22 protein-coding genes are annotated in these 23,617 nt (G+C 70.1%); 11 read left to right on the forward strand and 11 right to left on the reverse strand.

Translation table 11 applies throughout. From position 1 onward, the window contains the following. Positions 1-33 precede the first annotated feature (33 nt). Positions 34-516 carry a hypothetical protein gene (locus tag BG418_RS01250; RefSeq protein ID WP_317453457.1) on the reverse strand — a complete coding sequence of 161 codons (483 nt, stop codon included), beginning with the start codon at positions 514-516 and terminating at the stop codon, positions 34-36. Between the two features lie 217 nt (positions 517-733). On the opposite strand from BG418_RS01250, the gene BG418_RS01255 reads away from it, so the two are divergent. Further along, complete coding sequence (locus BG418_RS01255) at positions 734-1,297, forward strand: TetR/AcrR family transcriptional regulator (protein ID WP_188271734.1); 564 nt, start codon at positions 734-736, stop codon at positions 1,295-1,297. Between the two features lie 86 nt (positions 1,298-1,383). Beyond that, positions 1,384-2,940: an MFS transporter gene (locus tag BG418_RS01260; RefSeq protein WP_188271735.1), complete on the forward strand. Its 1,557-nt coding sequence runs from the start codon at positions 1,384-1,386 to the stop codon at positions 2,938-2,940. Between the two features lie 365 nt (positions 2,941-3,305). Here BG418_RS01260 and BG418_RS01265 read toward each other — a convergent pair whose 3' ends face one another. From BG418_RS01265 to BG418_RS01280, 4 genes are all read right to left on the reverse strand, one after another. Then, on the reverse strand, positions 3,306-4,199 hold the full coding sequence (locus BG418_RS01265; RefSeq protein ID WP_188271736.1) for an RNA polymerase sigma-70 factor: 894 nt from the start codon (positions 4,197-4,199) through the stop codon (positions 3,306-3,308). Between the two features lie 13 nt (positions 4,200-4,212). Continuing rightward, positions 4,213-5,127 carry an NAD(P)-dependent oxidoreductase gene (locus tag BG418_RS01270; RefSeq protein WP_188271737.1) on the reverse strand — a complete coding sequence of 305 codons (915 nt, stop codon included), beginning with the start codon at positions 5,125-5,127 and terminating at the stop codon, positions 4,213-4,215. A gap of 96 nt (positions 5,128-5,223) precedes the next feature. Next, complete coding sequence (locus BG418_RS01275; RefSeq protein ID WP_188271738.1) at positions 5,224-6,045, reverse strand: serine hydrolase; 822 nt, start codon at positions 6,043-6,045, stop codon at positions 5,224-5,226. 130 nt (positions 6,046-6,175) lie between these two features. Beyond that, positions 6,176-7,240, reverse strand: a complete 1,065-nt coding sequence (locus BG418_RS01280; protein ID WP_398997511.1) for a phosphatidylinositol-specific phospholipase C domain-containing protein — start codon at positions 7,238-7,240, stop codon at positions 6,176-6,178. A 315-nt stretch (positions 7,241-7,555) separates the two neighbouring features. Between BG418_RS01280 and BG418_RS01285 the strand changes: the two genes are divergently transcribed. The 3 genes from BG418_RS01285 to BG418_RS01295 all read left to right on the forward strand — a co-directional run bounded on the left by BG418_RS01285 (position 7,556) and on the right by BG418_RS01295 (position 11,292). Next, complete coding sequence (locus BG418_RS01285; protein ID WP_188271739.1) at positions 7,556-8,380, forward strand: hypothetical protein; 825 nt, start codon at positions 7,556-7,558, stop codon at positions 8,378-8,380. A gap of 50 nt (positions 8,381-8,430) precedes the next feature. After that, complete coding sequence (locus BG418_RS01290) at positions 8,431-9,267, forward strand: neocarzinostatin apoprotein domain-containing protein (protein ID WP_188271740.1); 837 nt, start codon at positions 8,431-8,433, stop codon at positions 9,265-9,267. 105 nt (positions 9,268-9,372) lie between these two features. Then, positions 9,373-11,292 carry an APC family permease gene (locus BG418_RS01295; protein ID WP_188271741.1) on the forward strand — a complete coding sequence of 640 codons (1,920 nt, stop codon included), beginning with the start codon at positions 9,373-9,375 and terminating at the stop codon, positions 11,290-11,292. A gap of 144 nt (positions 11,293-11,436) precedes the next feature. Here the strand turns inward: BG418_RS01295 and BG418_RS01300 are convergent, their stop codons facing one another. The 3 genes from BG418_RS01300 to BG418_RS01310 all read right to left on the reverse strand — a co-directional run bounded on the left by BG418_RS01300 (position 11,437) and on the right by BG418_RS01310 (position 13,116). Then, on the reverse strand, positions 11,437-12,174 hold the full coding sequence (locus BG418_RS01300; RefSeq protein WP_188271742.1) for a GntR family transcriptional regulator: 738 nt from the start codon (positions 12,172-12,174) through the stop codon (positions 11,437-11,439). A 185-nt stretch (positions 12,175-12,359) separates the two neighbouring features. Beyond that, a complete protein-coding gene (locus tag BG418_RS01305; RefSeq protein WP_188271743.1) occupies positions 12,360-12,824 on the reverse strand; it encodes a cupin domain-containing protein in 465 nt (154 codons plus the stop codon). Between the two features lie 64 nt (positions 12,825-12,888). Continuing rightward, positions 12,889-13,116 carry a hypothetical protein gene (locus BG418_RS01310; protein ID WP_188271744.1) on the reverse strand — a complete coding sequence of 76 codons (228 nt, stop codon included), beginning with the start codon at positions 13,114-13,116 and terminating at the stop codon, positions 12,889-12,891. A gap of 303 nt (positions 13,117-13,419) precedes the next feature. Between BG418_RS01310 and BG418_RS01315 the strand changes: the two genes are divergently transcribed. The 3 genes from BG418_RS01315 to BG418_RS01325 all read left to right on the forward strand — a co-directional run bounded on the left by BG418_RS01315 (position 13,420) and on the right by BG418_RS01325 (position 16,523). Then, on the forward strand, positions 13,420-14,646 hold the full coding sequence (locus BG418_RS01315; RefSeq protein ID WP_188271745.1) for a carbohydrate-binding protein: 1,227 nt from the start codon (positions 13,420-13,422) through the stop codon (positions 14,644-14,646). Between the two features lie 191 nt (positions 14,647-14,837). After that, entirely contained in the window at positions 14,838-15,314 is a 477-nt protein-coding gene (locus BG418_RS01320) for an SsgA family sporulation/cell division regulator (protein WP_188271746.1), read from the forward strand. 270 nt (positions 15,315-15,584) lie between these two features. Continuing rightward, positions 15,585-16,523, forward strand: a complete 939-nt coding sequence (locus BG418_RS01325) for a carbohydrate-binding protein (RefSeq protein WP_317453459.1) — start codon at positions 15,585-15,587, stop codon at positions 16,521-16,523. 46 nt (positions 16,524-16,569) lie between these two features. Here BG418_RS01325 and BG418_RS01330 read toward each other — a convergent pair whose 3' ends face one another. Further along, complete coding sequence (locus tag BG418_RS01330; protein WP_188271747.1) at positions 16,570-17,643, reverse strand: DUF6528 family protein; 1,074 nt, start codon at positions 17,641-17,643, stop codon at positions 16,570-16,572. A gap of 135 nt (positions 17,644-17,778) precedes the next feature. On the opposite strand from BG418_RS01330, the gene BG418_RS40695 reads away from it, so the two are divergent. The 3 genes from BG418_RS40695 to BG418_RS01345 all read left to right on the forward strand — a co-directional run bounded on the left by BG418_RS40695 (position 17,779) and on the right by BG418_RS01345 (position 20,021). Further along, positions 17,779-18,771 (forward strand): GNAT family N-acetyltransferase, encoded by a 993-nt coding sequence (locus tag BG418_RS40695; RefSeq protein WP_188271748.1) that lies wholly within the window; start codon positions 17,779-17,781, stop codon positions 18,769-18,771. A gap of 87 nt (positions 18,772-18,858) precedes the next feature. Continuing rightward, positions 18,859-19,353 carry a sigma-70 family RNA polymerase sigma factor gene (locus BG418_RS01340; protein ID WP_188271749.1) on the forward strand — a complete coding sequence of 165 codons (495 nt, stop codon included), beginning with the start codon at positions 18,859-18,861 and terminating at the stop codon, positions 19,351-19,353. Further along, positions 19,350-20,021, forward strand: coding sequence for a hypothetical protein (locus BG418_RS01345; protein ID WP_188271750.1), 672 nt, complete (start codon positions 19,350-19,352; stop codon positions 20,019-20,021). The genes BG418_RS01340 and BG418_RS01345 overlap by 4 nt, the downstream gene beginning before the upstream one ends. Positions 20,022-20,093: 72 nt before the next feature. Here BG418_RS01345 and BG418_RS01350 read toward each other — a convergent pair whose 3' ends face one another. Continuing rightward, positions 20,094-21,905, reverse strand: coding sequence for a M4 family metallopeptidase (locus BG418_RS01350; RefSeq protein WP_188271751.1), 1,812 nt, complete (start codon positions 21,903-21,905; stop codon positions 20,094-20,096). A 418-nt stretch (positions 21,906-22,323) separates the two neighbouring features. Beyond that, positions 22,324-23,586: a YncE family protein gene (locus BG418_RS01355; protein WP_188271752.1), complete on the reverse strand. Its 1,263-nt coding sequence runs from the start codon at positions 23,584-23,586 to the stop codon at positions 22,324-22,326. Positions 23,587-23,617 lie beyond the last annotated feature (31 nt).

Genomic DNA, 23,617 nt, shown 5'->3' on the forward strand with positions numbered 1-23,617 from the left:
TATTCAAATGAACTAGGGGAGGTGGGTGTGGGGTTAGATCGCTGGCTCGACTTCGAGGTGGCGGTGGCGGCGTGCGCCTCGGTACTCCAGTGTTTCCCAGCCCAGTGGTCGCAGTGCGTCCGCGCACCGCCGGAGTGCCTCGGCCTCATCCTGTGCGGCGCCGCTCCCGGCCGGGCCCAGCCATTCCACGATGACGACTTGGGGTCGGTCAGCCGGGGTGACGCGGTAACCGGTCGCGTTGCGTCGGCCTGTGGCGTCGACGGTGGATGGCGGGATTCCGGCGGCCTCCAAGGTCAGGGCCACTGCCCGCACCATCTGGTTGTGCTCCCAGACGGCGGGCGTGGAGAGCGGGTCGGGGTGGTCGGTGTTCATCAGGCGGCGGATCTGTCGCAGTCCCTCGAACGCCACCCGGACGGCGGTCTCTCGCTCGGCAGCCGGTTCGGTTGATGCCAGCTCGTTGCCTGTCGCTGGCTCGAAGGGGGAGGTCCGTTCGCTGTGCTCGCTGGAAGGCGCCACCGTCATTCCTTCCGTGCGGGGATCGGGGTGTCCAGTGTTGCCGACTGGGTGGCTGGAGTGTGGGGGAGTTCGGGGTGCTCGCGTTCCCCGCCCGCGCTCCGATTCCCTGCTCGCCCTGGAGGCTGTGGACCGCATTGCCCTTCGCCGCCGTCATTCGTGAGTAAAGTTTGCACCATGTGAGACAGATTTGTATCATATGAAGCATGGGAGGATCGTCATGCTGAGAGATGAAGAGCTGCTCGATGCGGCGGCGCGGGTGCTCGCGGACAATCGCGGGGCCTCGCTGGTGCAGGTCGCCACTGGTATCGGCATCAGTCGCGCGACGCTGAGCAGGCGCTATCCGACCCGGGAAGCGTTGATCAGAGCCGTCGCGGCGCGCGCCATCGAGGTCATCGACGAGCGGCTGGCCGAGACCGATCTGCCTGACGACGCCGACGCGGCGGCCTTCGACGCGTCACTCGAACGGCTGATCGCCGACCTCGCGCCCGCTGTCGATCTGTACGGGTTCACCGCGCACGACGGCCTCGTTCTCGCCGACCCGGTCTTCCGGGCCGGGCTTGAGCGGCACGATCAGCGGGCGCTGCGTTTCGTGGCTCTCGGGCAGCGGCTCGGACGGCTTCGCGGTGATCTGCCGCCGTACTGGATCTGGTACATGCTGTGGGGACTGCTCGACGCGGCCGCCGAGGGCGTCCGTGACGGGCACCTCGGTCACCGGGAGATCCGCCGCCTGGTCGGCACAGTGTTCCGCCATGGCGCGGAACCACCGGACGCCTCGCCCTGACGATCGCGTCCACCTTGCTCGTACCGGCTGACGCCACGGCGTACAGGCCGGGTACGGCACCTCGAACAGCTCCGAACGGAACACCCATGCAAGCCCCTGTCTCCCGGCCCGTTACCGCCGACCTCACCGAGCGCCTGGATCCCCGGCGTTGGATCGTTCTGGCGATCCTCTCCGGGAGCCTTCTGCTGATCGCGATGGACACCACGATCCTCAACGTGGCGTTCCCGTCGCTCGTCGCCGACCTTCAGCCCGGCTCGGTCGAGCAGCTCTGGATCATCGACGTGTACGCCCTCGCCCTCTCCGGGCTCCTCGTCACCGCGGGCGGTCTCGGTGACCGATGGGGGCGCAAGCGCCTGCTGCTGCTCGGCTTCGCGATATTCGCGCTTGCCTCGCTGCTCGCGGTGTTCGCCACTGCAGCCTGGCATGTCATCGGGGCGCGGGCCCTGCTCGGCGTCGGCGGCGCCGCGATCATGCCGTCCACGTTGTCGATCCTGCGGGATGTCTTCACAGACGCGCGCGAGCGGGCGTTCGCGTACGCCGTGTGGGCGGCGGTGCTCGGCGGCGGCATGGCGCTCGGCCCGATCATCGGTGGGCTGCTCGTCCAGGACCACGGCTGGCAGTCGGCCTTTCTGCTCAACATCCCTGTTGCCGCGCTGGTGATCGGCTTCGGGTTGTGGTTCCTGCCCGAGTCGCGGTCGGCGCGGAGTGGCAAATGGGACTGGTGGGGTGTGGGTCAGTCGGTCGTCGGCATGCTCGCTCTCGCGGGCGGTATCAAGCAGCTCGGCAAGAGCGGTGTCACCGACCCGATGCCATGGGTCCTGCTGGGGATCGCGGCGGTCGCGCTGACCGTGTTCGTGCGCCGTCAGCTGCGCCTGCCTGTTCCGCTGCTACAGGTGCGGCTGTTCACCAACCGGGCCTTCAGCATCGCCGCCATCGCCATTTTCCTCGGCATGGTCGGTATGGGTGCGGTGTTGTTCCTGGTGACGCAGTGGTTCCAGTACGCCCAGGGGTATACGCCGTTGCAGGCCGGGTTGCGGCTGCTGCCCGCGCCGCTGGGGCTGATCGTCACCTCGATGGTCACGCCCACGCTGATGCAGCGTTTCCCGATCCGGCATGTCATGGGTGCCGGGCTCGTCGCGATGGCGGTGGGGCTGGCGCTGCCGTGGGTTGTCCAGCGGTTCGCGGAGGTCGGGTACCCGGCGTTCGGTGTTGCCTTGGCGGTGCTCGGCCTGGGGGTCGGTGTGGCGACCACGGTTGCGTCCGTGACTCTGATGGCTGCGGCTCCGGCGAGCGACGTCGGTGGTGCGGCGGCGATCGAGGAGACGTGTTACGAGCTGGGTGCCGCGATGGGTGTGGCCATCCTGGGTAGCCTCGCGACCGCGCTGTACACGGCCAACCTGCCGTCGGTGGGGCTGGATGGGGTGGCCGTTGGCAAGGTGCGCGACTCTGTTGGCGAGGCGGCGCATGTGGCCGAGGGGATCGGCGGGCCGGCCGGGAAGGCGCTGCTCGATGTTGTGTCGCACGCGTACAGCACGGCGATCACGCCCGCGTTCTTGGTCGGTGCCGGGCTGGTGGTCGCGGCTGCCGCGATGGTGTGGGCGTGGATTCCGCGGGATCTGCGGCCGACTGAGAATGCGCACTGAGTGAGCCCCCACCCCACCCGTTCCCTTAACCCTCCGGGGGGAGGGGGGTTTCCCGGGGCTCCGCCCCGGGCCCCGGCGGGGGCTACGCCCCCTGCACCCCGCTACAGAGCTCCGCCCCGGACCCCGGCGGCGGCTGCCCGCCCTCTGCGCCCCGCTACAGAGCTCGCCCCTGCGCCCCGGGCCTGGGGGCGGGTGGGTAGCGGCCCCCTGCGCCTTCTCCCACCTTCTCCGGGCTGCGCCCTGGACCCCCAGCGGAGGTTGCGCCCCTGCACCCCGCTGTGGGGCTCCGTCTCCGTGCCCCGGGCCCGGGGGCGGGTGAGTAGCGGCGCCTGCCACCCATGCGCCCCGCTATGGGAGTTCGCCCGTCACTCGCCGTACCCCCGACCAACGCCCTTGAGCTTCTCAGGGTTCACCTGGAGGCGCAGGCGGTGGATTTGGTTGTTGCGTAGGTCGAAGGTGAGGGCGCCCAGGGGGTGGCCGGCCAGCGTGAACAGGACGCCCTGTTCGCCGTTTATGGATGCGGGGTGGATCTCCAGCGCATCGAGGCCCGGCTTGGTCAGGACGCCCACGATCCAGCGGGCGACGCGGTCCGGGGTGTGCAGGGGCTTGCGGGCGGCGGTGACCTTGCCGCCGCCGTCGGACCAGGCGACGACGTCGGGGGCGAGCAGCTCCATCATGGCGTTGAGGTCGCCGCCCTGGCAGGCGGCGATGAAGCTGCGGGTGACCGTGTCGCGGCGGGCCGGGTCGGCGTCGTAGCGAGGGCGGCGCGCTTGGACGTGCTGCCTTGCGCGGTGGGCGATCTGACGGATCGTCGGTTCCGGGCGTTCGAGGACCTCGGCGATCTCCGCGTGGCTGTAGCCGAAGACTTCGCGCAGGAGAAAGACGGCCCGTTCTACCGGGCTCAGCGTTTCCAGGACTACCAGCATCGCCATGGAGACGGTGTCGGTCAACTCCGCCTCCTCGGCGATGTCGGGGGTGGTGAGCCACGGCTCGGGCAGCCAGGGGCCCACGTACGCCTCGCGGGTGGCCGCCGCCGAAGTGAGCCGGTTGAGGGCCAGGTTGGTGACGGTGCGTACGAGGTAGGCCTTGGGGTACCGGATGTCGTCACGGTCGGCGGCGGACCACTTGAGCCAGGCGTCCTGGAGGATGTCCTCGGCGTCGCTGACGCTGCCGAGCATGTGGTACGCGGTGGCGAACAGCAGCCGTCGGTGCTCGGTGAACGGGTCGGGGGTGCCGGGCTCGGCCGTCGGGTGGATCATGGCGGCCAGGGTGTCAGGCACCCAGGTCGCGGGCAAGGGACCGGACGCCCGCCACGCTGTCGGGGTGGCTGGGCTTCCAGCCCAGCTCCGCCTTGGCCTTGCTGCTGTCGAGCCGCAGGTTCGTGGCCATGATGGTGTGCGCGAGCGGCGCAGCCCTGAGCAGCCACAGTGGTACGCGCAGTGGGGCCGGTGCGCCGAACGCCTCGGCCACCGCACGCACATGGGTGCCGAAGCCGGTCGGTAGATCGTCCGCGATGTTGTACGCCTGGGAGGGGCGGCCACGTTCGACAGCGGCCGCCAGCGCGCGGGCCGCGTCGTCCACATCCACCCAGGCCAGCTCGCGGCCGTTGTCGGTGACGGCCGGTAGGCTGCGCTTGCGCAGCATGGAGAGCACGGTGGTGTCGGTGACGTCCTTGCCGTAGAAGAGGCCGAACCGCAGGCTGACGGCGTCGATTCCGTCCGCGCCGAAGGCCAGTTCCTCCTTGGCACGCATCGCGCCGACATGGCGCTCCAGCCAGGCGTTGGTGCCCGCCGGGCCGAACTTCGTACCGTCCTCGGTGAGGGGCCGGTCGCTGTGGTCGCCGTAGCCATAGCCGAACATCATGTTCTCCAGGACGATCCGGCGGGCGCCGGTGGCGCGGGCGGCGGCCAGCAGGTTGGCCGTGCCCCGGGTGCGCAGGGCGTTGGTGCCCGCCATCTCCTTGTGGCGGATCAGCGACGTGCCCTGGAGCGCGGTGGCCGCGTGGATCACGACGTCGAACGCCAGGCCGTCCACCGCCCGCAGCACCGCGTCCCCGTCGAGCAGGTCCGCCCGTACCGTGTTCGAGGCGCCGCGCCCGAGCCCGGCCACCTCGTGTCCGGCGGCGGTGAGCTCCCGTACCGTCCGCCGACCCAGCACACCGCTCGCCCCTGCCAGCAGAATCCTCATCGCCGCGCTCCCTGCGTTGTCCCGTTGTTCTGTCGTGGTGACACGTATACGACAAGCGAGGACGGGCGGATGTGACAGGCCGCGGGGTGACCCGTGTCACGAGTTCAGGAGTTCCACTCCGATCTTGTCGGTGGTCTCCGCGTCGCCGCTGAGCCGGTGGACCACGACCCAGCGGCCGTCGGGCAGGGCGCCGGTGAAGACGGAGGCGTCCTTGGTGGCGCCGTTGTGCCACAGCAGGCCGCCGGCCCGCTGCCAGGAGGGAGCCGGGTCGCCGAGCCGCCGTTCGACCAGGAGTGAGGTGACCAGCCGGGCGGTCGAGTGGGAGGTCGCCCACAGGCCGCCGGCCGGGAGGATCGCGCCGGTCATCGTCCATGGCGTGACCGGGCGGCCGAAGAGTCCGCGGGCGACCAGCCGTCGGTCGTGCGGGGGAGTGGAGGTGACGTCGGATATGCCGAGCGCGGCGAGGACGTACCGGCCGAGGAGTTCTTCGTACGGCGCACCTCCCGCCACCGCGAGCGCCGAACCGAGCACCGCGTAGCCGAAGTTGGAGTACTCCTCGCGCTCGCCCGGGCGGGCCGTCGTCAGCGAGTCGAGGCGGCGGAGCAGGCCGTCGAGTGCCGGGGCGTCGAAGGGGGCGTAGGGGTCCCGGAAGCGGCGCAGTCCCGGAGGCAGCCGGGGCAGGCCGGAGGTGTGTTCGGCGAGGTGGCGCAGTGTGATGCCGGTGCCGGGTGGTACGGGCAGGAAGCGTTCGAGGGGGTCGTCGAGAGCGAGCGCGCCCTCTGCGGCGAGGCTGACCAGGAGCGTGCCCGTGAGGGGCTTGGTCAACGAACCTATCTGGACGAACAGTCGGGGGTCGTGACCGTTCTCGATCCGCAGTGGGGCGGATTCGCTGAGGACGCAGAGCGGGACGGGAGCCATCGTCCCATGATCACCGACGCCGGATCGCGGGCTGCTGCGGGGGCCGCCGCTGGACATCGCGGGCCCCCATCTCGCCGGGCCCGCCCCCAAGTTGCTGAGGAGGCGGGCCGGTCATCGCGTCCCTCGGACGTCAGCCTCGCGGCAGCGTCAGGCCCTGGACCAGGGGAAGCGCGGTCCAGTCGTTGGAGGCGATGGTCGCGTGGGACTTGGCGAGCAGGGCGATTCGGGCCTGGGCGTCGGCCGGGGACGGGTTCTTGTCGTCGAGGGCCGGTGCGACGTTCTGCGCGTCGGTCATGACCAGCAGATAGTGCCGGGCGTCGTACCACGCGGTGTCGATCGTGCCGTTGAGATACGTGGCGGCGTCACCGTCGAAGACGACGAACCACGGGCGGAGCGAGGTGTCCGAGTAGCGGGTGCGCGGGTCGCCGCTCTGGGCGTTGTGGACGGTGGGGAAGACCTGGGCCTGGGCCGTGCGCCCGGCGGTGTGCAGATCGCGCAGGTAGGTCGCGTACTCCTTGTCGGTCCACAGCGTGTCGGTCGGATTGTTCTCCTCGACCGTGCCCGGGATGATCTCCAGGATCACCTTTCCGGCGAGCTGCGCGCGCGTGGGCCAGTTCCCGGCGGTGGCCGCCTCGTCGAGCGTCGCGTACTGACCGCCGCCGGGCTTGGCCAGCAGATCGGCCGGGCGGAAGACGGCGGAGCCGAGGTGGGCGCTGATCGTCTGGTCCAACTGGGCCGGGCCGAGGCCGAAGCGGGCCTGGAAACCCGCCTTCATCTCCAGCTTGATCATGAGAGGCGCGTGCCCGGGGTGGGCCGCGAGCCAGACGCGTACGTCGTCGAGGCAGCTCTCCAGGTCCTTGTTCGCACCGCCGGAGTAGAGCTGCGCGGGCGTGCTGGCGTTCACGCAGTTGTTGCTGTTGCCCAGGGGGTTGGAGTGGCTGACCTTCCACTCCTTGGTGATGAAGTCGTCCCACACATCGAGCTCGATCATGGAGGTGCCGGTGTCGAGCGCCTGCGCCAGATACTTGAACGCGGCCGGGTCGTATGTGTTGTGCAGACCCGACGAGGTGGCGCCGGACAGCGGCAGGCCGTCGGTTCCGGAGGCTCCGGCGGTCCCGGCGGTCCCGGCGGTTCCGGCGGTTCCGGCGGTTCCAGTGGCGGAGGCGGCCTGGCTGCCGGCGGTGCCGACGAGCACGAGACCGGCGGCGAGCGCGCCGGCCAGCGCGGTGCGCAGGACTACGGGAAATCGGCGCCTGGGCAGGGGTTTTGACACGGGTGTCCTCCTGTGGGGGATGGCTCTTCGCCGGACGGTGACAGCAGAGTGTGAATCGACGAAGTCATGACAAGCAACACGAGCTGCATTCCGGTTGCATTCCGCCTGCGTGGCCGTCGGACGACGCCATGACCGAAAGGTGCTCTGGCCGCCCCGTCATCGGCACAGCAGGATGCTGTCCGGCTTGGGCGGTGCTCGGCGCGTCGCCCCACGCGCCGGGAGAAGGAGATCATGCCGATGACCCGAAGACCGTTGAGGCAACTACTGTGCGGAGCCATCGCGTTGGGCCTCCTCTGCGCGGCTGGTACAGCCACCGCCTCCACCGCCGAGGCCGCCTCGGCCACCGCTTCCACCGCGGAGGCCGCCTCGGCCACTGTCGCCTGCGCGATGGACAACGGCGCGCAGGGGCTCGCCAGCAGCCCCGTCGCGGGGAGCCTGTTCTCGGTGCCGCGTGCGGACGGGCGGGTCGATCAGTTCCAGCTGTTCTACGACTCCACCGCGACCGGCGGGCTGCCCTTCATCTGGCATCGCGACCAGTCGGAGCCGAACGGTGCGTACGGGCCGTGGGTGCGGGTCAGCGCCGCGACCGTCGGTCCGAAGGCGCCCTATGTCACCGCCGCCGAGAACACCGACGGCAGCATCGAGTTGCTCTTCGCGACCTACGGCCAGTTCTGCCACTCGGTGGAGGACGACCAGGTGGGGTGGACCGCGCCGGAGCCGTTCGGGCTCGTCCCCTCCCCGTACATGGGCGGCGTCGTGCTGTTCAAGGAGCGGGACGGCAGTCTCGACGCCTTCGCGTCGACCATGGCCACGGGCAGCTCGATGCAGCTGCGCACTCAGCGCGCCCCGAGCATCGACTGGGGGACCGTCGAGTCGATGGGGAAGGTGCCCGATCCCAATGTCGGGCTCAGCCAGCCGAGTACGGTCGACGAACTGCCGGACGGGCGGCTGCACTTGACGGTCCGCGAGTGGAATCGGGACCGCTACTGGCAGATCACCCAGCTCGCCCCGCAGGGTGCCTGGGGCTCCTGGGAGCTGTGCGCCACGCAACAGTGCGCCTGAGCGCCGGACAACACCACTCACGTCCCTCAACCGGCTGGGAGGCCGAGCCAATGACCCGTACCGCCTTACGCACCCGACGCAGACGCGCGCTCTTCGGCGCCGCCGCCGTGTGCGGCACCCTCGCGCTCACCCTGGTCGGCACCCAGCCGAGCTCGGCCGCGCCCATAACCGGAGCCGCCGCGCCCGCACTGACCGTGAACAAGACGACCGGCATCCGCGACGGCGACATCGTCAGCTTCGGTATCACCGGTGGCCCGCCCAAGGAGTACGTCCGGGTCGAGCAGTGCGTGGCAACGGCAGAGGGCGGAACGGCCTGCGACGAGAACACCGGGCGCCAGTTCCGTGTCTACCCGGACGGTACGTACCAGCTCTCGCCGAAGAAGCTGTACGCGCGCCTGGACACCCCGGCCGGGCCCGCCGACTGCCGGAGTGCGACGGCGGCCGAGCAGTGTCTGCTGGCGCTCACCGACAACGCGGGCGCCGTGCTCACCACCGTGCCCCTGCGCTTCAGGCCGCACGCGCCCCTTGAGGCGCCCCCGACGCTGCACGCCACGCCCGACAGCGGTCTGACGGACGGCCAGAGTGTCCATGTGACCGGGCGGAGGTACGAGCCGCAGTACCACATCCCGGTCCTGGAATGCCTTGCCGGAGCGACCGACACGTTCGCCTGCCGCCCGGGCTCGCGGCCGCCCGCGACGACCGACGACGGCCGGATCGACCAGGACAGCACCCTCTCGGTCGCGTTCACGACGATCGACGGGCACGCGGTCGACTGCCGCAAGGACACCTGCGAGCTCATCGCGTTCGCCTCGCGCTACCACGGCCCCGGCACGGTCCGGACCCCGCTGAGCTTCGACAAGACCGCCACCGCGTCCACCAGGCGCTGACCCGGACCGTACCGACACGCGGCACAGGCCGGGGCGGACACACGGATGGCCACCCCGGCCGTGTCGTGCGGCCACGGCAGGCTCCACCACGTCGATGATGCGCAAATGCGCAGGTTCAATGCCAAACAGGTACTTGTCGGTCGACCGCTCGACACCTCACGGCTCGGCGAGACGCTGCTGCCGAAGCGCCTCGCCCTGCCCATCTTCTGCAGCGACCCACTCTCCTCCGTGGCGTACGCGACCGAGGAGATCCTGCTCGTCCTCGCGCTCGGCGGCGTCACCCTGCTGCATCTGGCCTGGTACGCGGCCGCCGCGATCGTCTTCCTGCTCGTCGTGGTCGTCGCCTCGTACCGGCAGACCTGCTACGCCTACCCCGGCGGTGGCGGCGCGTATGTGGTGAGCTCGGAGAACCTCGGTGCCACCGCCGCCCTCACCGCCGCGAGCGCCCTACTGGTCGACTATGTGCTCACCGTCGCCGTGTCGGTGGTCTCCGGCGTGCAGGCCATCACCTCGGCGGTCCCCTCGCTGCACGACCACCAAGTGGCGCTCTCCGTCGGCTTCGTCACCATCCTGACCCTGCTGAACCTGCGCGGGGTGCGCGAGTCGGGGCGGATCTTCGCGATCCCGACGTACGGATTCGTCGCCATCATCTACGTGATGTTCCTGATCGCGGGGATCCGGCTTGCCGGCGGCACCACCATCCGGGCCGAGTCCGCGCATCTGCCGATCCAGCAGGCGGGTACGTACGCCGGGCTCGCCCTTGTGCTGCTCGCGATGCGGGCGTTCGCGTCCGGCTGTACCGCGCTCACCGGTGTCGAGGCGATCAGCAACGGGGTGCCCGCCTTCCGGAAGCCCAAGAGCCGCAACGCCGCCGCGACACTGGCTGCCATGGGCTTCCTGTCGGTGACGATGTTCGTCGGGATCACCGCACTGGCCCTGGTCTACAAGGTCCATGTGGCCGCGGATCCCACCGAGTTGGGCCTGCCGGCCGGTACGGCGACGTCCACCGCGCTCGCCCAGATCGCCCGGGCCAGCTTCGGCCATGTGGACATCCTCTTCTATCTGGTGCAGGCGTTCACCGCGGGCGTCCTGATCCTCGCCGCCAACACCGCCTTCAACGGCTTCCCGATGCTCGCCTCGATCCTGGCCCGGGACCGGTACGCGCCGCGCCAGCTCTACAACCGGGGCGACCGGCTGGTGTACTCCAACGGCGTCGTGCTGCTCGCCCTCGCCGCGATCGGCCTCATCGTCGCCTTCGACGCGGAACTCACCCGGCTGATCCAGCTCTACATCATCGGGGTCTTCGTCTCGTTCACGCTCTCCCAGGCGGGCATGGTCCGGCACTGGCGCAAGGAGCTGGCGGCGAATCCGACGGGCGCGCAGCGGCACAAGATCCACCGCTCCCTGGCGATCAACGCGGTGGGTGCCACCCTCACGGGCCTCGTCCTGGTCATCGTGCTCATCACCAAGTTCACGCACGGCGCCTGGCTGGTCATCATCGCGATGCCCCTGCTGTTCGTGGGGATGAAGGGCGTACGACGCCATTACGATCAGGTGGCCCGGCAGGTTGCCGTCGCGCCGGACGCGCGGCCGCGCAAGCCCGCGCGCCACCATGTGATCGTCCTGGTCGCCTCGGTGCACGCCCCCACCCTCAAGGCGATCGGCTTCGCCCAGGCCCTGCGGCCCAGCACGCTCACCGCGCTCACGGCCGCCGCCGACGAGGACGCCGAACGGCTGCGCCGGGCGTGGGACGAGCACGAGCTCGGCGTCTCGCTGCGGATCCTGCACTCGCCGTACCGGGAGGTGGTGAGCCCGATCATCGCCCATGTGCAGGAGGTGGCGGCGGCGGACCCCGAGTCGGTGGTGTCCGTCGTGATCCCCGAATACATCGTGGGCCACTGGTGGGAGCAGCCGTTGCACAACCAGAACGCGCTGCGTCTGAAGGCCCGACTGCTGTTCACCCCGGGGGTGACGGTCATCGACGTGCCGTACTTGCTGCAGTCGGGGCGCGAGGTCAGCCGTTGAACGACCGGTGTCGAGCGGTGCGAACGGCGTTGCGGCCCGCGCCGGACCGGCCGTCACCAGGGATCCGGCGACGGCCGCGAACCCGGCCGCCAGGGCGGTGAGCCCCGTCTTCCATGATCTTGGCATGGCCAGGAAGGGCAATCCTCACAGCGGAGGGCGGACATCCCGGGCCGGGGAGCTGAAGTGGTAGACGGGGCCCTGCTCGGCGTGCGGGAAGGTGAGGAGGGTGATCTCCAGGGTGCGGTGGTGCTGGTCGCGCACCTCACGGTGGATCTCCAGCTGGGGAACGCCGTTCGACGTCTCGTCGCCGGGCGCCATGATCAGCTGCTCGTTGTGCTCCAGGCTGAGCCCCGCGTCCGCCGCCCACGCGTACAGCCTGCGCAGATCGCTGTGGGTGTGGTGGGAGAGCGTGCGCTCGTAGCGGGCGAGCAGGGGGATCTGGGCGATGAGGCTGGGGGCGAGGTAGCTGACGGCGTGCTGGATGACCCGGTCGGCGGCGGAGGCCACGTAGTAGTGGACGAGGGTGCGGGCGCCGGCCCGCATGCCGAGCTTCGCCGCGTAGTGCGCGGGAGTGGGCTCCCAGACGAGCCGGGTGGCGGCCGGGACGCCCGCGCGGGGGCTGAGCGCGCCCAGCGGGAACTGCGCCTCCGGTGGCGCCTGGAGGAGCCGCGCGTGCGCCTCGCCGGGGCGGTCGCCGCGTACGAACGAGCCCCGCTTCTCGGTGCTGATCAGGCCCTCCTGCCGGAGTACGTCTAGGGCCTGACGGATCGTCTGGCGGTTGCTGCGGTAGTGCTCGGCCAGGATGCGCTCGGCGGGCAGCCGTCGGCCGGGGGTCGAAGTGCCGGACTCTATCGTGGACTTGAGGTCGTGGGCGATCTCCATGTATCGGGGAACGGGGGGAAGGGAATGACCATGTGTGCCGGGCATGTGTCTCCCTGGAGTGATCACTGCGGGTGTCTGAATGGTTCTGTGGAGCGACTGCCTTTGTATCATTGGTCTAGACCGCCAAAGCGACCCACGGCCTCCGATTGGCGAGATTGCAACACGCGGGAGAGGCCGCGCGCGGGTCACGCGGGCAGGAATGGCCGGAGCGCGTCGATCGCTTCCGGGAAGCCGCGCAGGTCCGCCTCCGTCGCGAACTCGTGGTCCGCGTAGTCGAAGCCGGGCGTGACCACCTCGGCGACCAGGCCTTGTGCGGCGTCGTCGACGAGGTGGGACGCCTTCCAGTGGCCGCCGGGGACGAGCAGGAATCTCTCGTCGTCCGCGCCGAGCCGGACGCGGTCGAGCGTGCCGTCCGGGGTGAGCGTGACGTATTCCAGCGGTCCGCCGTCGATCAGGAAGTGCAGGATGTCGCTGCGGTTGCGGTGCAGACGGCCGCGCGGCTCGTCCCGGGTGAGCAGATACTGGATGGACGTGGCGGTCGGCCGGGGGCCCCGGGGCAGCGACAGGGTGTGCGCGCTGGTGTAGATCCGGCGGAAGTAACCGCCCTCCGTGTGGGGTTCGAGCCCGAGCTCGGCAACCCAGTCCCGCATGGCGTGCACCCTTTCCGATCGCCGTCGCCCCCGGAGCCCCCATAGTGGCAGGTGCGCCCCGCCGTCATGGACCCGAGGCGCACGTATCGGTCTGGAGGTCCTCCACCAGGGCGAACAGTCTGGCCTCGTTGCCCGCCAGGCCCGCCGCCCGCAGGGACTCCTCCGCCTCGGCCATCGGCCCGGCCAGCAGCGCAAGCGCGCGCGGGGCCGTCCGCGGGTCGGCGAGCACGGCCTGCGTGGTCCGCAGCAGCCGGACGTACGCCTTGGCGGCCGTGCGCTCCGGTTCGGTCATCTCGGCTTCTCCTCGTCTCTGTCCTGTGCGTCGTATCCGGCGTGAAGGTGTCGGACCGTCAAGCATCTCTCGCGGCACTGACAATGAGAGGAGCGCGGCGCGCCAGGGGCGTCGGCAGGGGCGTCATGGGGCGCGTACAGGCTCGTACTCCCGCTCGTACGTTGTACGTTCAAGGATTCCCCATGGTCTAGTCCAAGTCGTTGACGTGCCCCGGACACGGCTCGATTCTGCTGGGAACCCATCCCCCCTCGGGGTCCGATCGGGATCCCTCGGGACTCCTCCCCCCACCCAGGAGACCTGGACATGAAGCGTCTTCGCGCGCTCCTCTGCGGTGCCGCCACCGCCGCGCTGGCCACGGCCGGCCTCTCCGCCTTCGTCGCCGGGCAGGCCGCCGGGGCGACTTCCGGCGCGACCGCCCTGAGCAACCGGTGGTACGCGGCGGCGCCTTACCTCATGCCGCTCGACAACAACCCGCCCAACGCCGCCGCCATCATGGACGCCACCGGGCTCAAGGCCTTCCAGCTCGCCTTCGTCCTCGCACCCAACGGCGGCGGCTGCAGCCCGACATGGGGCGGCACCGCGCCCGTCTCCTCCGACACGGCGGTCGCCGGGGTCATCGACTCCATCAGAGCCAAGGGCGGCGACGTATCGGTCTCCGTCGGCGGCTACGGCGGCACCAAACTCGGCCAGAACTGTTCCGACGCGGCGAGCACCGCCGCCGCGTACCAGCAGGCCATCACCAAGTACCAGCTCAAGGCGATCGACTTCGACCTGGAGGAGCCGGAGTACGAGAACAGCACGGCCATCGCCCATGAGATCGGCGCGGCCAAGATCCTCCAGCAGAACAACCCCGGCCTGTACGTCTCGGTCACCACGGCCGGGACCGCCGACGGCACCGGGTGGTTCGGCAAGCAGATGCTCAACGAGGCCAAGGCGCAGGGGTTCGTGCCCAACAACTTCTCGATCATGCCGTTCGACGGCGGGTTCAGCGGGGCCGCCGCCCAGACGAGCGCGTTGACGAACTTCAACTCCATACTCCAGTCCACGTTCGGCTGGAACGAGGCGACCGCCTACGCCCACGAGGGCTTCTCCGGGATGAACGGCCGCAGCGACAGCGGCGAGTACTTCCGTCAGGCCGACTTCCAGACGGTGCTCGACTATGCGACGAGCCATGGCATGGACCGCTTCACGTTCTGGTCGCTCAACCGCGACCGGCAGTGCTCGCCGCCCGACAACAACGGCACCACCTCCGGAACGTGCAGCAGTGTGGCGCAGGCCGACTGGGACTTCGCCAAGTACTCGGTGACCTTCGCGGGTGCCACACCGCCGCCCACCAACCCGCCCACCACACCGCCCACTTCGCCCCCCGGCACCTGCGCGGTGGCCGCCTGGAGCGCCACGGCCGTCTACACCAAGGGCAACGAGGTCTCCCACAGCGGCCACAAGTGGCTCGCCAAGTGGTGGACCCAGAACGAGGAGCCCGGCACCACCGGCGAGTGGGGGGTCTGGCAGGACGAAGGCGCCTGCTGATTCGCTCGTATGTCCGGCGCGCCCCCTTGACCGGGGGCGCGTCTACGTATTTCCGGTGGTCGATCGGGGCAGTTGAGTCGGTTCGGGCGCGCGGTGCGTATGTGAGGTGGTGGAATCCGTCACTAACACCACTGCCCGTTTCGTCATAGGGGACATAGAGGCGACGCCGATGCCGTCCCGAGGGGGGAATCATGAAAGAGATCTGCGTACCGCTGTATGTGGAGCTGTTGCACGAGGGGGGTGATGCCATGACCCCGGTGGAAGCGGTGATGACCTACGACCCGGACGACCCGCTCGCGGTGTCGGTGGACTTCGTCTGCGGCAACGGCACGCACACCACCTGGACGATGGGGCGGGACCTGGTGGCCGAGGGCCTGCTGTCGCGCTGTCCGGTCGGCCTCGGTGATGTACGGGTCTGGTACTGCGGCGACGGGGGGCTGCGGATCAGGCTGGATTCGGACGAGGGCAGCGCCGACCTCCTCGCGGGCCTGGAGGACGTCGCGGTCTTCCTCTCGCGTACCTACCAACTCGTGCCGGAAGGAACCGAGTTAGAAGGCTACGACGTGGACCGGGCCGTGGGGTTGCTGCTCGCGGCCACTCCGACTCCCACGGTGGCCCGCTGCCGGTGCGGGCGGGAGTGTCCATGTCGTGACCACGGCGGCCAGTAGCGCCGGCGGGGGGTTGAACGCTCGCCATGCAGGGCCTGTCCCGATGCTGCTCGGGGCGGGCCCTGCGGCGCGAAAGCATCCCGCGTGAACGTGTGTGTTCCCGGTGTCCCCGGCGGCTATTGACAGTTCTGTCAATGACATGGACATTACTAGTCGCTCACCCGGTTCCGTCGCGGCGCATCACCCCGCGCTGCCCGCGAGCCGTGCTCCGACCCCCCACCGTCGTACCCCATGACGTCCGGACGCCCCGTCCGGTACTGGAGGAGCCACGTGAACAGACACACGCGCGCGAGATCCACCACCAGATCCCTGAGAGCCGTCCTCGCGGCCGCGCTGCTCGTGGTCGCCGCCGCGCTCGGCGCGCTGCCGGGCGCCGGGAGTGCCGCCGCACGCCCCCTCGGCGCCGCACCCTCGCCCGACGCCCCGCACCACGGAACCGTCGCCCACGCGCGCGTGCCCGGCCACGACGCCGGCCGCGACCGGGCCGTGAAGGCGCTCAAGGACGGCCGGGCCGCACACCGCCACATGCGCGCGGCCGACCTCACGCACAACTGGTGGGGGATATTCCCGCAGCCCGGCACCCACGACGGCATCACCGCCACCCACAGCGTCGACCCCGCCTACCACGTCACCGGCCCCGACAACTTCACCTACGCACCCACCACCAAGGCCCAGAACTCCTGCATCGAGGTGGTCACCGCGTACTGGAACAGCGGCAATGAGCTGTGGGCGTGGGACTGGTGCTCACAGGACGGCGGACCGGCCAAGATCCTGCCGATCGACGCGGACTTCCGTACGAAGTACACCACCACGGTCGGCGGCCGCCCGTCCTTCAGCATCCAGCTGGTGAAGGACACCGGCTCCGGCAACCGGTGGTCGTCCTACCTGTACAACTACGCCACCGCGCAGTGGGAGTTGCTCTACCGCCAGTCCGGCACCGACCAGAGCGACCTCGACTACGGCTGGGACATCTTCGAGATATACGCGAGCACCGACCCGGCCACCGGAGTGGGCTACTTCTGCACCGAGGCGAGGAACACGGTCTTCGACAGCAGCGCCATCCAGCTGCGCAGGAACGGCGCCTGGAACCCCGCGCGGCCGGGCGACTCCCCGTGGACCGAGGCAAACCCGTCCGGTCGCGACTTCCTCTGCCCGCCCCTGAAGTTCCTCCAGGTCGGCGCCAACGACCACTGGACCGTACGCCAGTGAACCGAGTGCACCCTCGCGTCCGGCCGCTTCTCCCGGCGGCCGGACGTCAGGGCGCGTCGGCCGTCCACCACCGCGCCTTGTACAGGCTCGACCCCTTCAGCTCTTCCTCGTCGCCCGGACCGTGGAAGCGGATGTGCGAGGTGCACCAGGCGCAGGGCGAGCCCGCACCGGGGCTGACGGTGAGGACCTGCCCGGTCACCGGGTTCTGGCTGACGCTCTTGACCGTCGGCAGATCGATACCGCCCTGGCGCCTGAACGGGAAGAACCGGCCGTCGCGGACGCTGAGCCGGTGCACATGATCGCTCGTCGACACCCACAGTCCGCCCTCGGTGCCGACCGCCTTCGCCAGGTCGTGGCCGCCGGACTCGGGCAGGGCGATCGTACGCGCTGCCGTCAGCCGGGGGTTGGCGGCGGTGCCGCCCACGGCGAGGCCGACGAGTCGGGTGTCGCCCAGGGCCCATAGCAGCCCGCTCGCCCCGTCCCAGAACAGCCCGTGGGCTTCCGGGAGTTCGTATTCGGCGTACACGTCGGAGCGCTCGCCCTGCGAGGCGGTGTAGACGCGTACGAAGCCGCCGGTGGTCGCCGCCACCGCGATGTTGCCGTCCGGCAGCAGCTCGACGCTGTGCGGGTTGGTGCCGGACGGCAGGGCGGTCGCCCAGTACACCGTCGAGTCGTTGCGGTGGACCGCCGCCGCGAGGCCGCCGGAGGCGCAGGTCAGCAGGAGCGGGCCGGTGGCGGGGAAGCGGGCCTTGGCCTCGCTGACGTTCTGCCAGGCCGTGGTGGTGTCGAGGTCGTCGAGGGCGGAGTCGCCGACGGGCGACCAGGACCAGAGCGGGACCAGATCGGCTGCGCGCGCGTAGCCGTCGAAACCGCCGGAGTGCCAGTAGGCACTGGTCGCGTCGAGCAGGAGCACCGACTGGGACGCCTGGTCGCAGGCGAGGATCTGGGTCTGTGACGCCTGGTGCGCGCGAGGCCCGGGCAGCGGGCGCGGGGCGTACCCGGCCGCGTGGGCGGGCGACGCCGCCATCATGGCCAGAGCACCGGCGACCGAGGCACGCAGCACGGCCCGGCGGGGTGCGGCACGGCCGTGCGCGGGACCGGGAACGGATTCGGTGGGCACGGGGCCATACGTTGGCAGGTGTGGTCATTTCATATGCCTAACCGGGCACCGATTCTCCCGCACTCCACCCGGACGGATCAGTGGTCGACGGATTCTCGATGGGCGCGGGCGTCCCGTACGTATGACTATGGAGCGGTGAACACGCCGACATCCGCACCCGGGGGTTTGCTCGCGCGGCCGATGGACAAGGCCGATGTGCCTGCCTGGCTTGAGCTGCGCGACGACACGGAACGTGTCGACCAAACGGGCCACCACGTCGACGCGGACGATCTCGCCGAGGAGCTGGAGAACCCGAAGCTGGACCTGGCCGAGGACACGCTCACGCTGTGGGACGGGGAGCGGATGGCGGCGTACGCGCTGGTGCACGCGCCCGACGGTGCGGTGGACGCGGCCCGCTTCCGGGGCGACGCGGCGGTCCGCCCGCGCTGGCGGCGCCTGGGGCTCGGCGGGCATCTGGTCGAGTGGATGGACGTGCGCGCCCGCGCGCGATACGCCCAGGACTTCATCCACCTGCCGGGCGAGCTTCTGATCAGCGGAAAGTCGGGCGACGACAACCTTCAGGCGCTCGCCGCGAAGGCGGGCTTCAGCGCCTGCCGGTGGTGGTTCGAGATGACCCACCCGCTGGACGCGAGCCGCCCGATGCCGGGCGGTGTGCCCGCCGGGCTGCGCCTTGTCACCTTCGAGCCCGCCTACGACGAGGCGACCCGGATCGCCCACAACGACGCCTTCCGCGACCACTGGGACTTCACGGAGCTGGACGCGACCGACTGGCGGACGTGGGTCGTGGGGGCCCGCTCGTTCCGCCCGCACCTCTCGCGGCTGCTCCTCGACGGCGACGAGGTCGTGGCGTATCTGATCGCCGAGGAGTACGACGCGGACACCGCGGCCGACGGCACCCGCGACTGCCACATCGGTTATCTCGCCACCCGCCGCACCCACCGCGGGCTCGGCGCCGCCCCCGCGTTGATGGCCGCCACCTTGGACGCGGCCCTCGCCCTCGGCTACGACAGCGCCTCGCTCACCGTCGACACCGCCAACCCGTCCGGCGCGCTCGGCCTCTACGAGCGCCTGGGCTTCACCACGCACCGCGAATACGTCACGTACGCAAGGCCGTTGGAGACGGGCTGACCACCGCCCTGACCCGCGCCACTGTGGGTACGGGAATTCGTCGGGGGATGAGGTAAGCGGTTCGCCGCCCCCGGGCGTGTAGGGGGTGTGAAGCAGCTGGAGTTCAAGGAGTTCTACCGCGACAGCCGGGACGCGTGCCTGCGTACCGTCCTGGCGAGTGTGGGCGACCGTCAGCTCGCCGAGGACCTGGTCGCCGAGGCCTTCACCCGGGCCTGGACCGCCTGGCCGAAGGTCGGCCGGCATCCTGCACCGCGTGCGTGGGTCGTGCGTACGGCGCTCAACACCCGGGTCTCGTGGTGGCGCAGGCGCCGCCGGGAGGTCGCCCTGGACGGTGGCGTCGACGTCGCGGACACCTCGGCCGGTGACAGCGGCCTGGACCCCGTACTGCTCGCCGCGCTGCGTCAACTGCCGCGCCGGCAGCGGGAAGTGATCGCGCTGAGGGTCTTCCTCGACCTCGACACCCAGGCCACCGCCAAGGTGCTCGGGATCGCCCAGGGGACCGTCACCGCCCACCTCTCGCGGGCCGTCGCGACCTTGCGCGGCCATCTCGTCACCGTCGACCGACCGGAGGTTGGGCCATGACCGACATGGAGACACAGGCAGCACACGACGTACTGGACGCGCTACGGGACTCGATGGACGGGGTCACCATGGGCACGCCGGTCGAGCGCATCGAGGCGGCGGGCCGCGCCCGGCGGCGCCGGCGGCGCATCGCGGGGGTGGCCACCGTCGCCGCGGCCGCGGGCCTCGCCCTCGGCGTCCCGACGTACGGCCACCCCTCGACCGCCCCGCCGCAGGCGAGCCCGGCCACCGGCGCCGCGCCCGTGCACATCCGGACGGCGGCGTACGAGGTGGAGAGCAGGCCCGACGGAACGGTCCGGCTGACCTGGTCCAAGCAGCAGTACTTCCAGGACCCGGCGGGCCTGCAGGCGGCCCTGCGCAAGGCGGGCTTCCCCGTACTGATCAAGGTCGGCGAGTTCTGCAAGGGGCCGCACGACGACGGGAGCCTCGATCCGAGCGGGTCGGGCCCGGGGGTGCGGCGGGTCATGAAGGGGCACCGGCAGGCCGACGGGAGCGTGGTGTTCGACTTCACGCGCTCGGCGATGCCCGCCGGGACCGAGCTGTTCATCGGCTATCTGAACCCGGCCCAACTGGCCGTCACCCACGGCCGACCGGGGTCCGTGGAACGCCTGGTGCCCATCGGGACCCCGCTCGTCTGCACCACTCAGGCGCCGCCACCGCACGCGTAGCCGTCGCCCGAGTACGCCGAAGGCGCCCCCGCGGATCCCGCGGGGGCGCCTCCTGGTGAACCGCGTCAGGCGTCAGTGCTTGGGCGTGTTCGCCACGGTGACGTTGACGGCGGCCCAGGCCTTGTCGGCCGTCTTGTACTCGGTGCTGTTCGCGCCGTACAGGTCGGACGCCGCCTTCAGCGTCGCGACGCGGGCGTCGTGGAAGTCGGTCGAGGAGACCATGTAGCGGGTCAGGGCGCGGTAGAAGATCTGCGTCGCCTTGTCCCGGCCGATGCCGGTGACCGTCGAGCCGTCGTACGTCGGGGAGTCGTACTGGACGTTCCCGATCGTCTTCTGGCCGCTGCCCTCGGCGAGCAGGTAGTACGCGTGCGAGGAGACGCCGGAACCGGCGTGGACCTCGGTGTCGTACGACGCGGGCGACCAGTAGTCGACCGTGCCCTCCAGCTGGTCCATGGACGGCTTGTCCAGGCGGCGCAGGAAGGTCTGCGCGAGCCCGAGCTTCTCGCCGATCAGGTAGTTCGGCGGGTTGTTCGGGTTGTTGGTCTGGAACTCGACGTTGCTGCCGAAGATGTCCGCCAGCGACTCGTTCAGCGAGCCCGCCTCGCCGAACTGGCTGCCCTGCGCGTCGACCCGGGTCGGCTGCAGGTTGGCGGTCGCGTCGACCACGCCGTGGGTGAGCTCGTGGCCCGTGACGTCGAGGACGACCAGCGGCTTGGTGAAGGTCTCGCCGTCACCGTCGCCGTAGAGCATGCAGCCGCAGTCCGAGGACCAGAACGCGTTGCCGACGTTGGAGCCGAAGTGCACCAGCGCGTGGGCACCGGCACCGTCGTTCTTGATGCCGTTGCGGCCGAACACCTTCTTGTAGAAGTCGAGGGTGCTGGTGATGCCGTACTGGGCGTCCACGGCGGCCGTCTGGCGGTTGCTCGTGGAGCCGTTGCCCCAGGTGTTGGAGTTGTTGGTGAGCAGCTTGCCCTGGGCGAACTGCTCCAGCTCCTGGCCACCGGCGTCACGCGTCTCGGTGTTGCCGCGCGTGGCGTCCTTGAGGAGGTAGGAGGACTTGCCGGTCTTCAGCGTGTTGAGCTGGACCTGACCGACGAAGATCGAGGAGCCGGTACCGATGGAGGGGATGCCCACGGTCTTCGGCGGGTTGAATCCGAACGCCGTGCTCGCCGAGGCGGTCGCCTTGGACGTGGCGGCGGCGGCCCCGGTCTTGGGAGCGAGCGTCTCGCCGCGCTGCTTGAGGGTCTTCTTCAGTCGCGGCGAGACGAACTCGTCGTTGACCGGGGTGTTGCTGAGCACGGCACCGGTCGCGGCGTCGATGACGACCGTACGGGCGCCGCCCGCCTCGGTGGTCTTGCTGCCGCTGACCTTGATCTGGTAGGCGAGCGCCGTGCGGCCGGCGCGCGCGTCGACGACCAGCTCGGCGGTGCCGGCGTCGCCCTTCGCGGCCGAGGCGGCCTTGGCCTTGGCCTGGTCGGCCGTCAGCTTGGGAGTGCTGGAGGCGACCTGCACCTGGTGGCGGACCGCGCGGGTCACGTCCAGGTACTTGGACTTGGCGTCCAGGTGCACGACCAGGTCGCCGCCGAGGACCGGCAGGCCCTTGTGGGCGCGGACGAAACGGACGTGCGACTTGCCGTCCGCGTCGACCAGCGCGTCGGTGGCCGTCAGGGTGTCGTCCTTGGAGACACCGGTGGCCGAGGCGTGCGCGAACGCGGCGGCGCGCGCAGCGTCCACGACCGACTTGGCGGCCTTGGTGGAGGCGACGGAGGAAGTCCCCGTGGCGGCCGGGGTCGCGAAGGCGGTGCCCACGCCCCCTGCCGCGATGGTCGCGGCCGTGGTGACGGCCAGGGCTATCGCCAGGCTGCGTATGTGGGGTGTACGCACTATGGAGGGTCCTTAGTGGTGCAGGGGCGGCCGGCTACAACCGCCCGTACGCACGGTGCTGTTGTGCACCGAGGGGACCGTGTGGTCCCGATCGGAACCCTGCTATGCCTGACATGCGCATGTAAAGGCGTTTGATCACCATAAGTGCCTTTGGAACTCAGATTTAACAATCGCGTGTTCAATCAGTCGCGCGGAGGTGACGCTGAGGTGACCGACACGCAAGCTTGCTGTGTGGTTCCTGTGTTCCAACGGTCCAGATGCGTGGACGGGGTAAATGGTTGCACGCCTCGCGCACTGTGCTTCTGATCACAGTGCGCGGGCGTCGTGTGCTCCATGTACGCGTGTAACTGCGGGGGTTGAGGGCGTTCTTTCATCTTGACCCAGCTTGGGACAGATCATCCGTTTCGTAATTCTGAGGTCAGCCTGCCGAGGGGCCGGTCCAGTCGGCGGGGACGTGCCCGATCCGCACCCGCTGCGGATGGTCGCCGACCGGGATCGAGACGGTCTTCTGTCCGGTGGCGAAGTCGATCGCGGTGATACGGTCCGCCCCGCTCTCCGAGATGACGCAGGACCTGCCGTCGCCGCTCACCGTCGCCCAGTACGGCTTCGACGCGGGAACCAGCGGGCCTTCCTGCAACGTTGTACGGTCGACGACCGTCGCGTAGTCGTCCATCGTCCCGGCGACGCAGAGCTTGGTCCCGTCGGGGCTCATGGAGAGCCCGTGGTGGCGCGAGTCGTTGACCCAGGTGGTGCGGTCCTTGCTGGTCGCGGGGTTCTCGGGGAGCGTCTTCGACCGGGTGATCTTGTCGCTGGCGACGTCGTACTCCAGGAAGCCGTTGAAGAACGAGACCTGGAAGTACGCCTTGGACTCGTCGGGCGTGAAGACCAGCGGCCGCACGGCGTTGGACAGGTCCTTGCGTCCGAACGCGTCGAGCCGGGAGCGCATGTCGATGACCTTGACCTGCTTGTAGGTGTGCGCGTCCACCACCGTGATGTGCCGGTCGCCCTTGGTCCAGTCGAGCCAGGGGGCGTCCAGCGCCGTGTCGACCTCGCCGATCGACATGTTCCAGAGGTACTTCCCGCCGTCCGTGAAGACGTTCTCGTGGGGTTTGTCGCCGGCCGTGAACGAGCCGAGCTGTTGGCCGGTGACGATGTCGAGTACGTGCACGGTGTTCGAGGTGGAGGCGGAGACGGCGACGCGGGCGCCGTCGGGGGAGACCGCCATGTGGTCGGAGCGGTAACCCGACACCGGGAAGCGCCAGTTGATGTGTCCGGTGGTGAGGTCGATCGAGACGACGTCGGCGAAGCTGGGGCGGGAGACCACCACGGACGACCCGTCGGGCGTGGTGTACATGTCGTCGACGAACTGGTCGTGCCCCTCGCCCGGCCCCTGTCTGATGCCGAGGAAATAGGCGAGTTTGATGGGGTTGAGGTAGATCTCGGCGAGCCGCTGGTCCTTGTCGGGGATGACGTTGATCCGCCCGATCTTCGCGAAGTCGCCACTGGATCTGACGACATCGGCGGTGCCGTCCCAGTTGTTGCCGACGAACATGACCTCCCGCAGCCCGGCGGCACCGGCGTGCCGCGCGGCGGTGGCGGAGGCGGTCGTGGAGGCGGAGGTACCGGCCACGGCCAGGGTGAGAACGGCCGCCAGGGAGCCGAGTGTTCTGGAAACAGACATCGTCACTCCGGTTGATCTTGTGGGGGGCATG

It is taken from the genome of Streptomyces sp. CBMA152 (assembly GCF_014596475.1).
Lineage (GTDB): Bacteria > Actinomycetota > Actinomycetes > Streptomycetales > Streptomycetaceae > Streptomyces.

Excerpts from the sequence above, each read along its gene's own strand:
- BG418_RS01310 (WP_188271744.1), bottom strand. The coding sequence starts at position 13,116 with ATGACCGAACCGGAGCGCACGGCCGCCAAGGCGTACGTCCGGCTGCTG.
- BG418_RS01285 (WP_188271739.1), top strand. The coding sequence starts at position 7,556 with ATGACCCGAAGACCGTTGAGGCAACTACTGTGCGGAGCCATCGCGTTG.
- BG418_RS01255 (WP_188271734.1), top strand. The coding sequence starts at position 734 with ATGCTGAGAGATGAAGAGCTGCTCGATGCGGCGGCGCGGGTGCTCGCG.
- BG418_RS01270 (WP_188271737.1), bottom strand. The coding sequence starts at position 5,127 with ATGAGGATTCTGCTGGCAGGGGCGAGCGGTGTGCTGGGTCGGCGGACG.
- BG418_RS01265 (WP_188271736.1), bottom strand. The coding sequence starts at position 4,199 with ATGATCCACCCGACGGCCGAGCCCGGCACCCCCGACCCGTTCACCGAG.
- BG418_RS01295 (WP_188271741.1), top strand. The coding sequence starts at position 9,373 with ATGCGCAGGTTCAATGCCAAACAGGTACTTGTCGGTCGACCGCTCGAC.
- BG418_RS01275 (WP_188271738.1), bottom strand. The coding sequence starts at position 6,045 with ATGGCTCCCGTCCCGCTCTGCGTCCTCAGCGAATCCGCCCCACTGCGG.
- BG418_RS01315 (WP_188271745.1), top strand. The coding sequence starts at position 13,420 with ATGAAGCGTCTTCGCGCGCTCCTCTGCGGTGCCGCCACCGCCGCGCTG.
- BG418_RS01290 (WP_188271740.1), top strand. The coding sequence starts at position 8,431 with ATGACCCGTACCGCCTTACGCACCCGACGCAGACGCGCGCTCTTCGGC.
- BG418_RS01345 (WP_188271750.1), top strand. The coding sequence starts at position 19,350 with ATGACCGACATGGAGACACAGGCAGCACACGACGTACTGGACGCGCTA.
- BG418_RS01320 (WP_188271746.1), top strand. The coding sequence starts at position 14,838 with ATGAAAGAGATCTGCGTACCGCTGTATGTGGAGCTGTTGCACGAGGGG.
- BG418_RS01355 (WP_188271752.1), bottom strand. The coding sequence starts at position 23,586 with ATGTCTGTTTCCAGAACACTCGGCTCCCTGGCGGCCGTTCTCACCCTG.
- BG418_RS01300 (WP_188271742.1), bottom strand. The coding sequence starts at position 12,174 with ATGGAGATCGCCCACGACCTCAAGTCCACGATAGAGTCCGGCACTTCG.
- BG418_RS01260 (WP_188271735.1), top strand. The coding sequence starts at position 1,384 with ATGCAAGCCCCTGTCTCCCGGCCCGTTACCGCCGACCTCACCGAGCGC.
- BG418_RS01305 (WP_188271743.1), bottom strand. The coding sequence starts at position 12,824 with ATGCGGGACTGGGTTGCCGAGCTCGGGCTCGAACCCCACACGGAGGGC.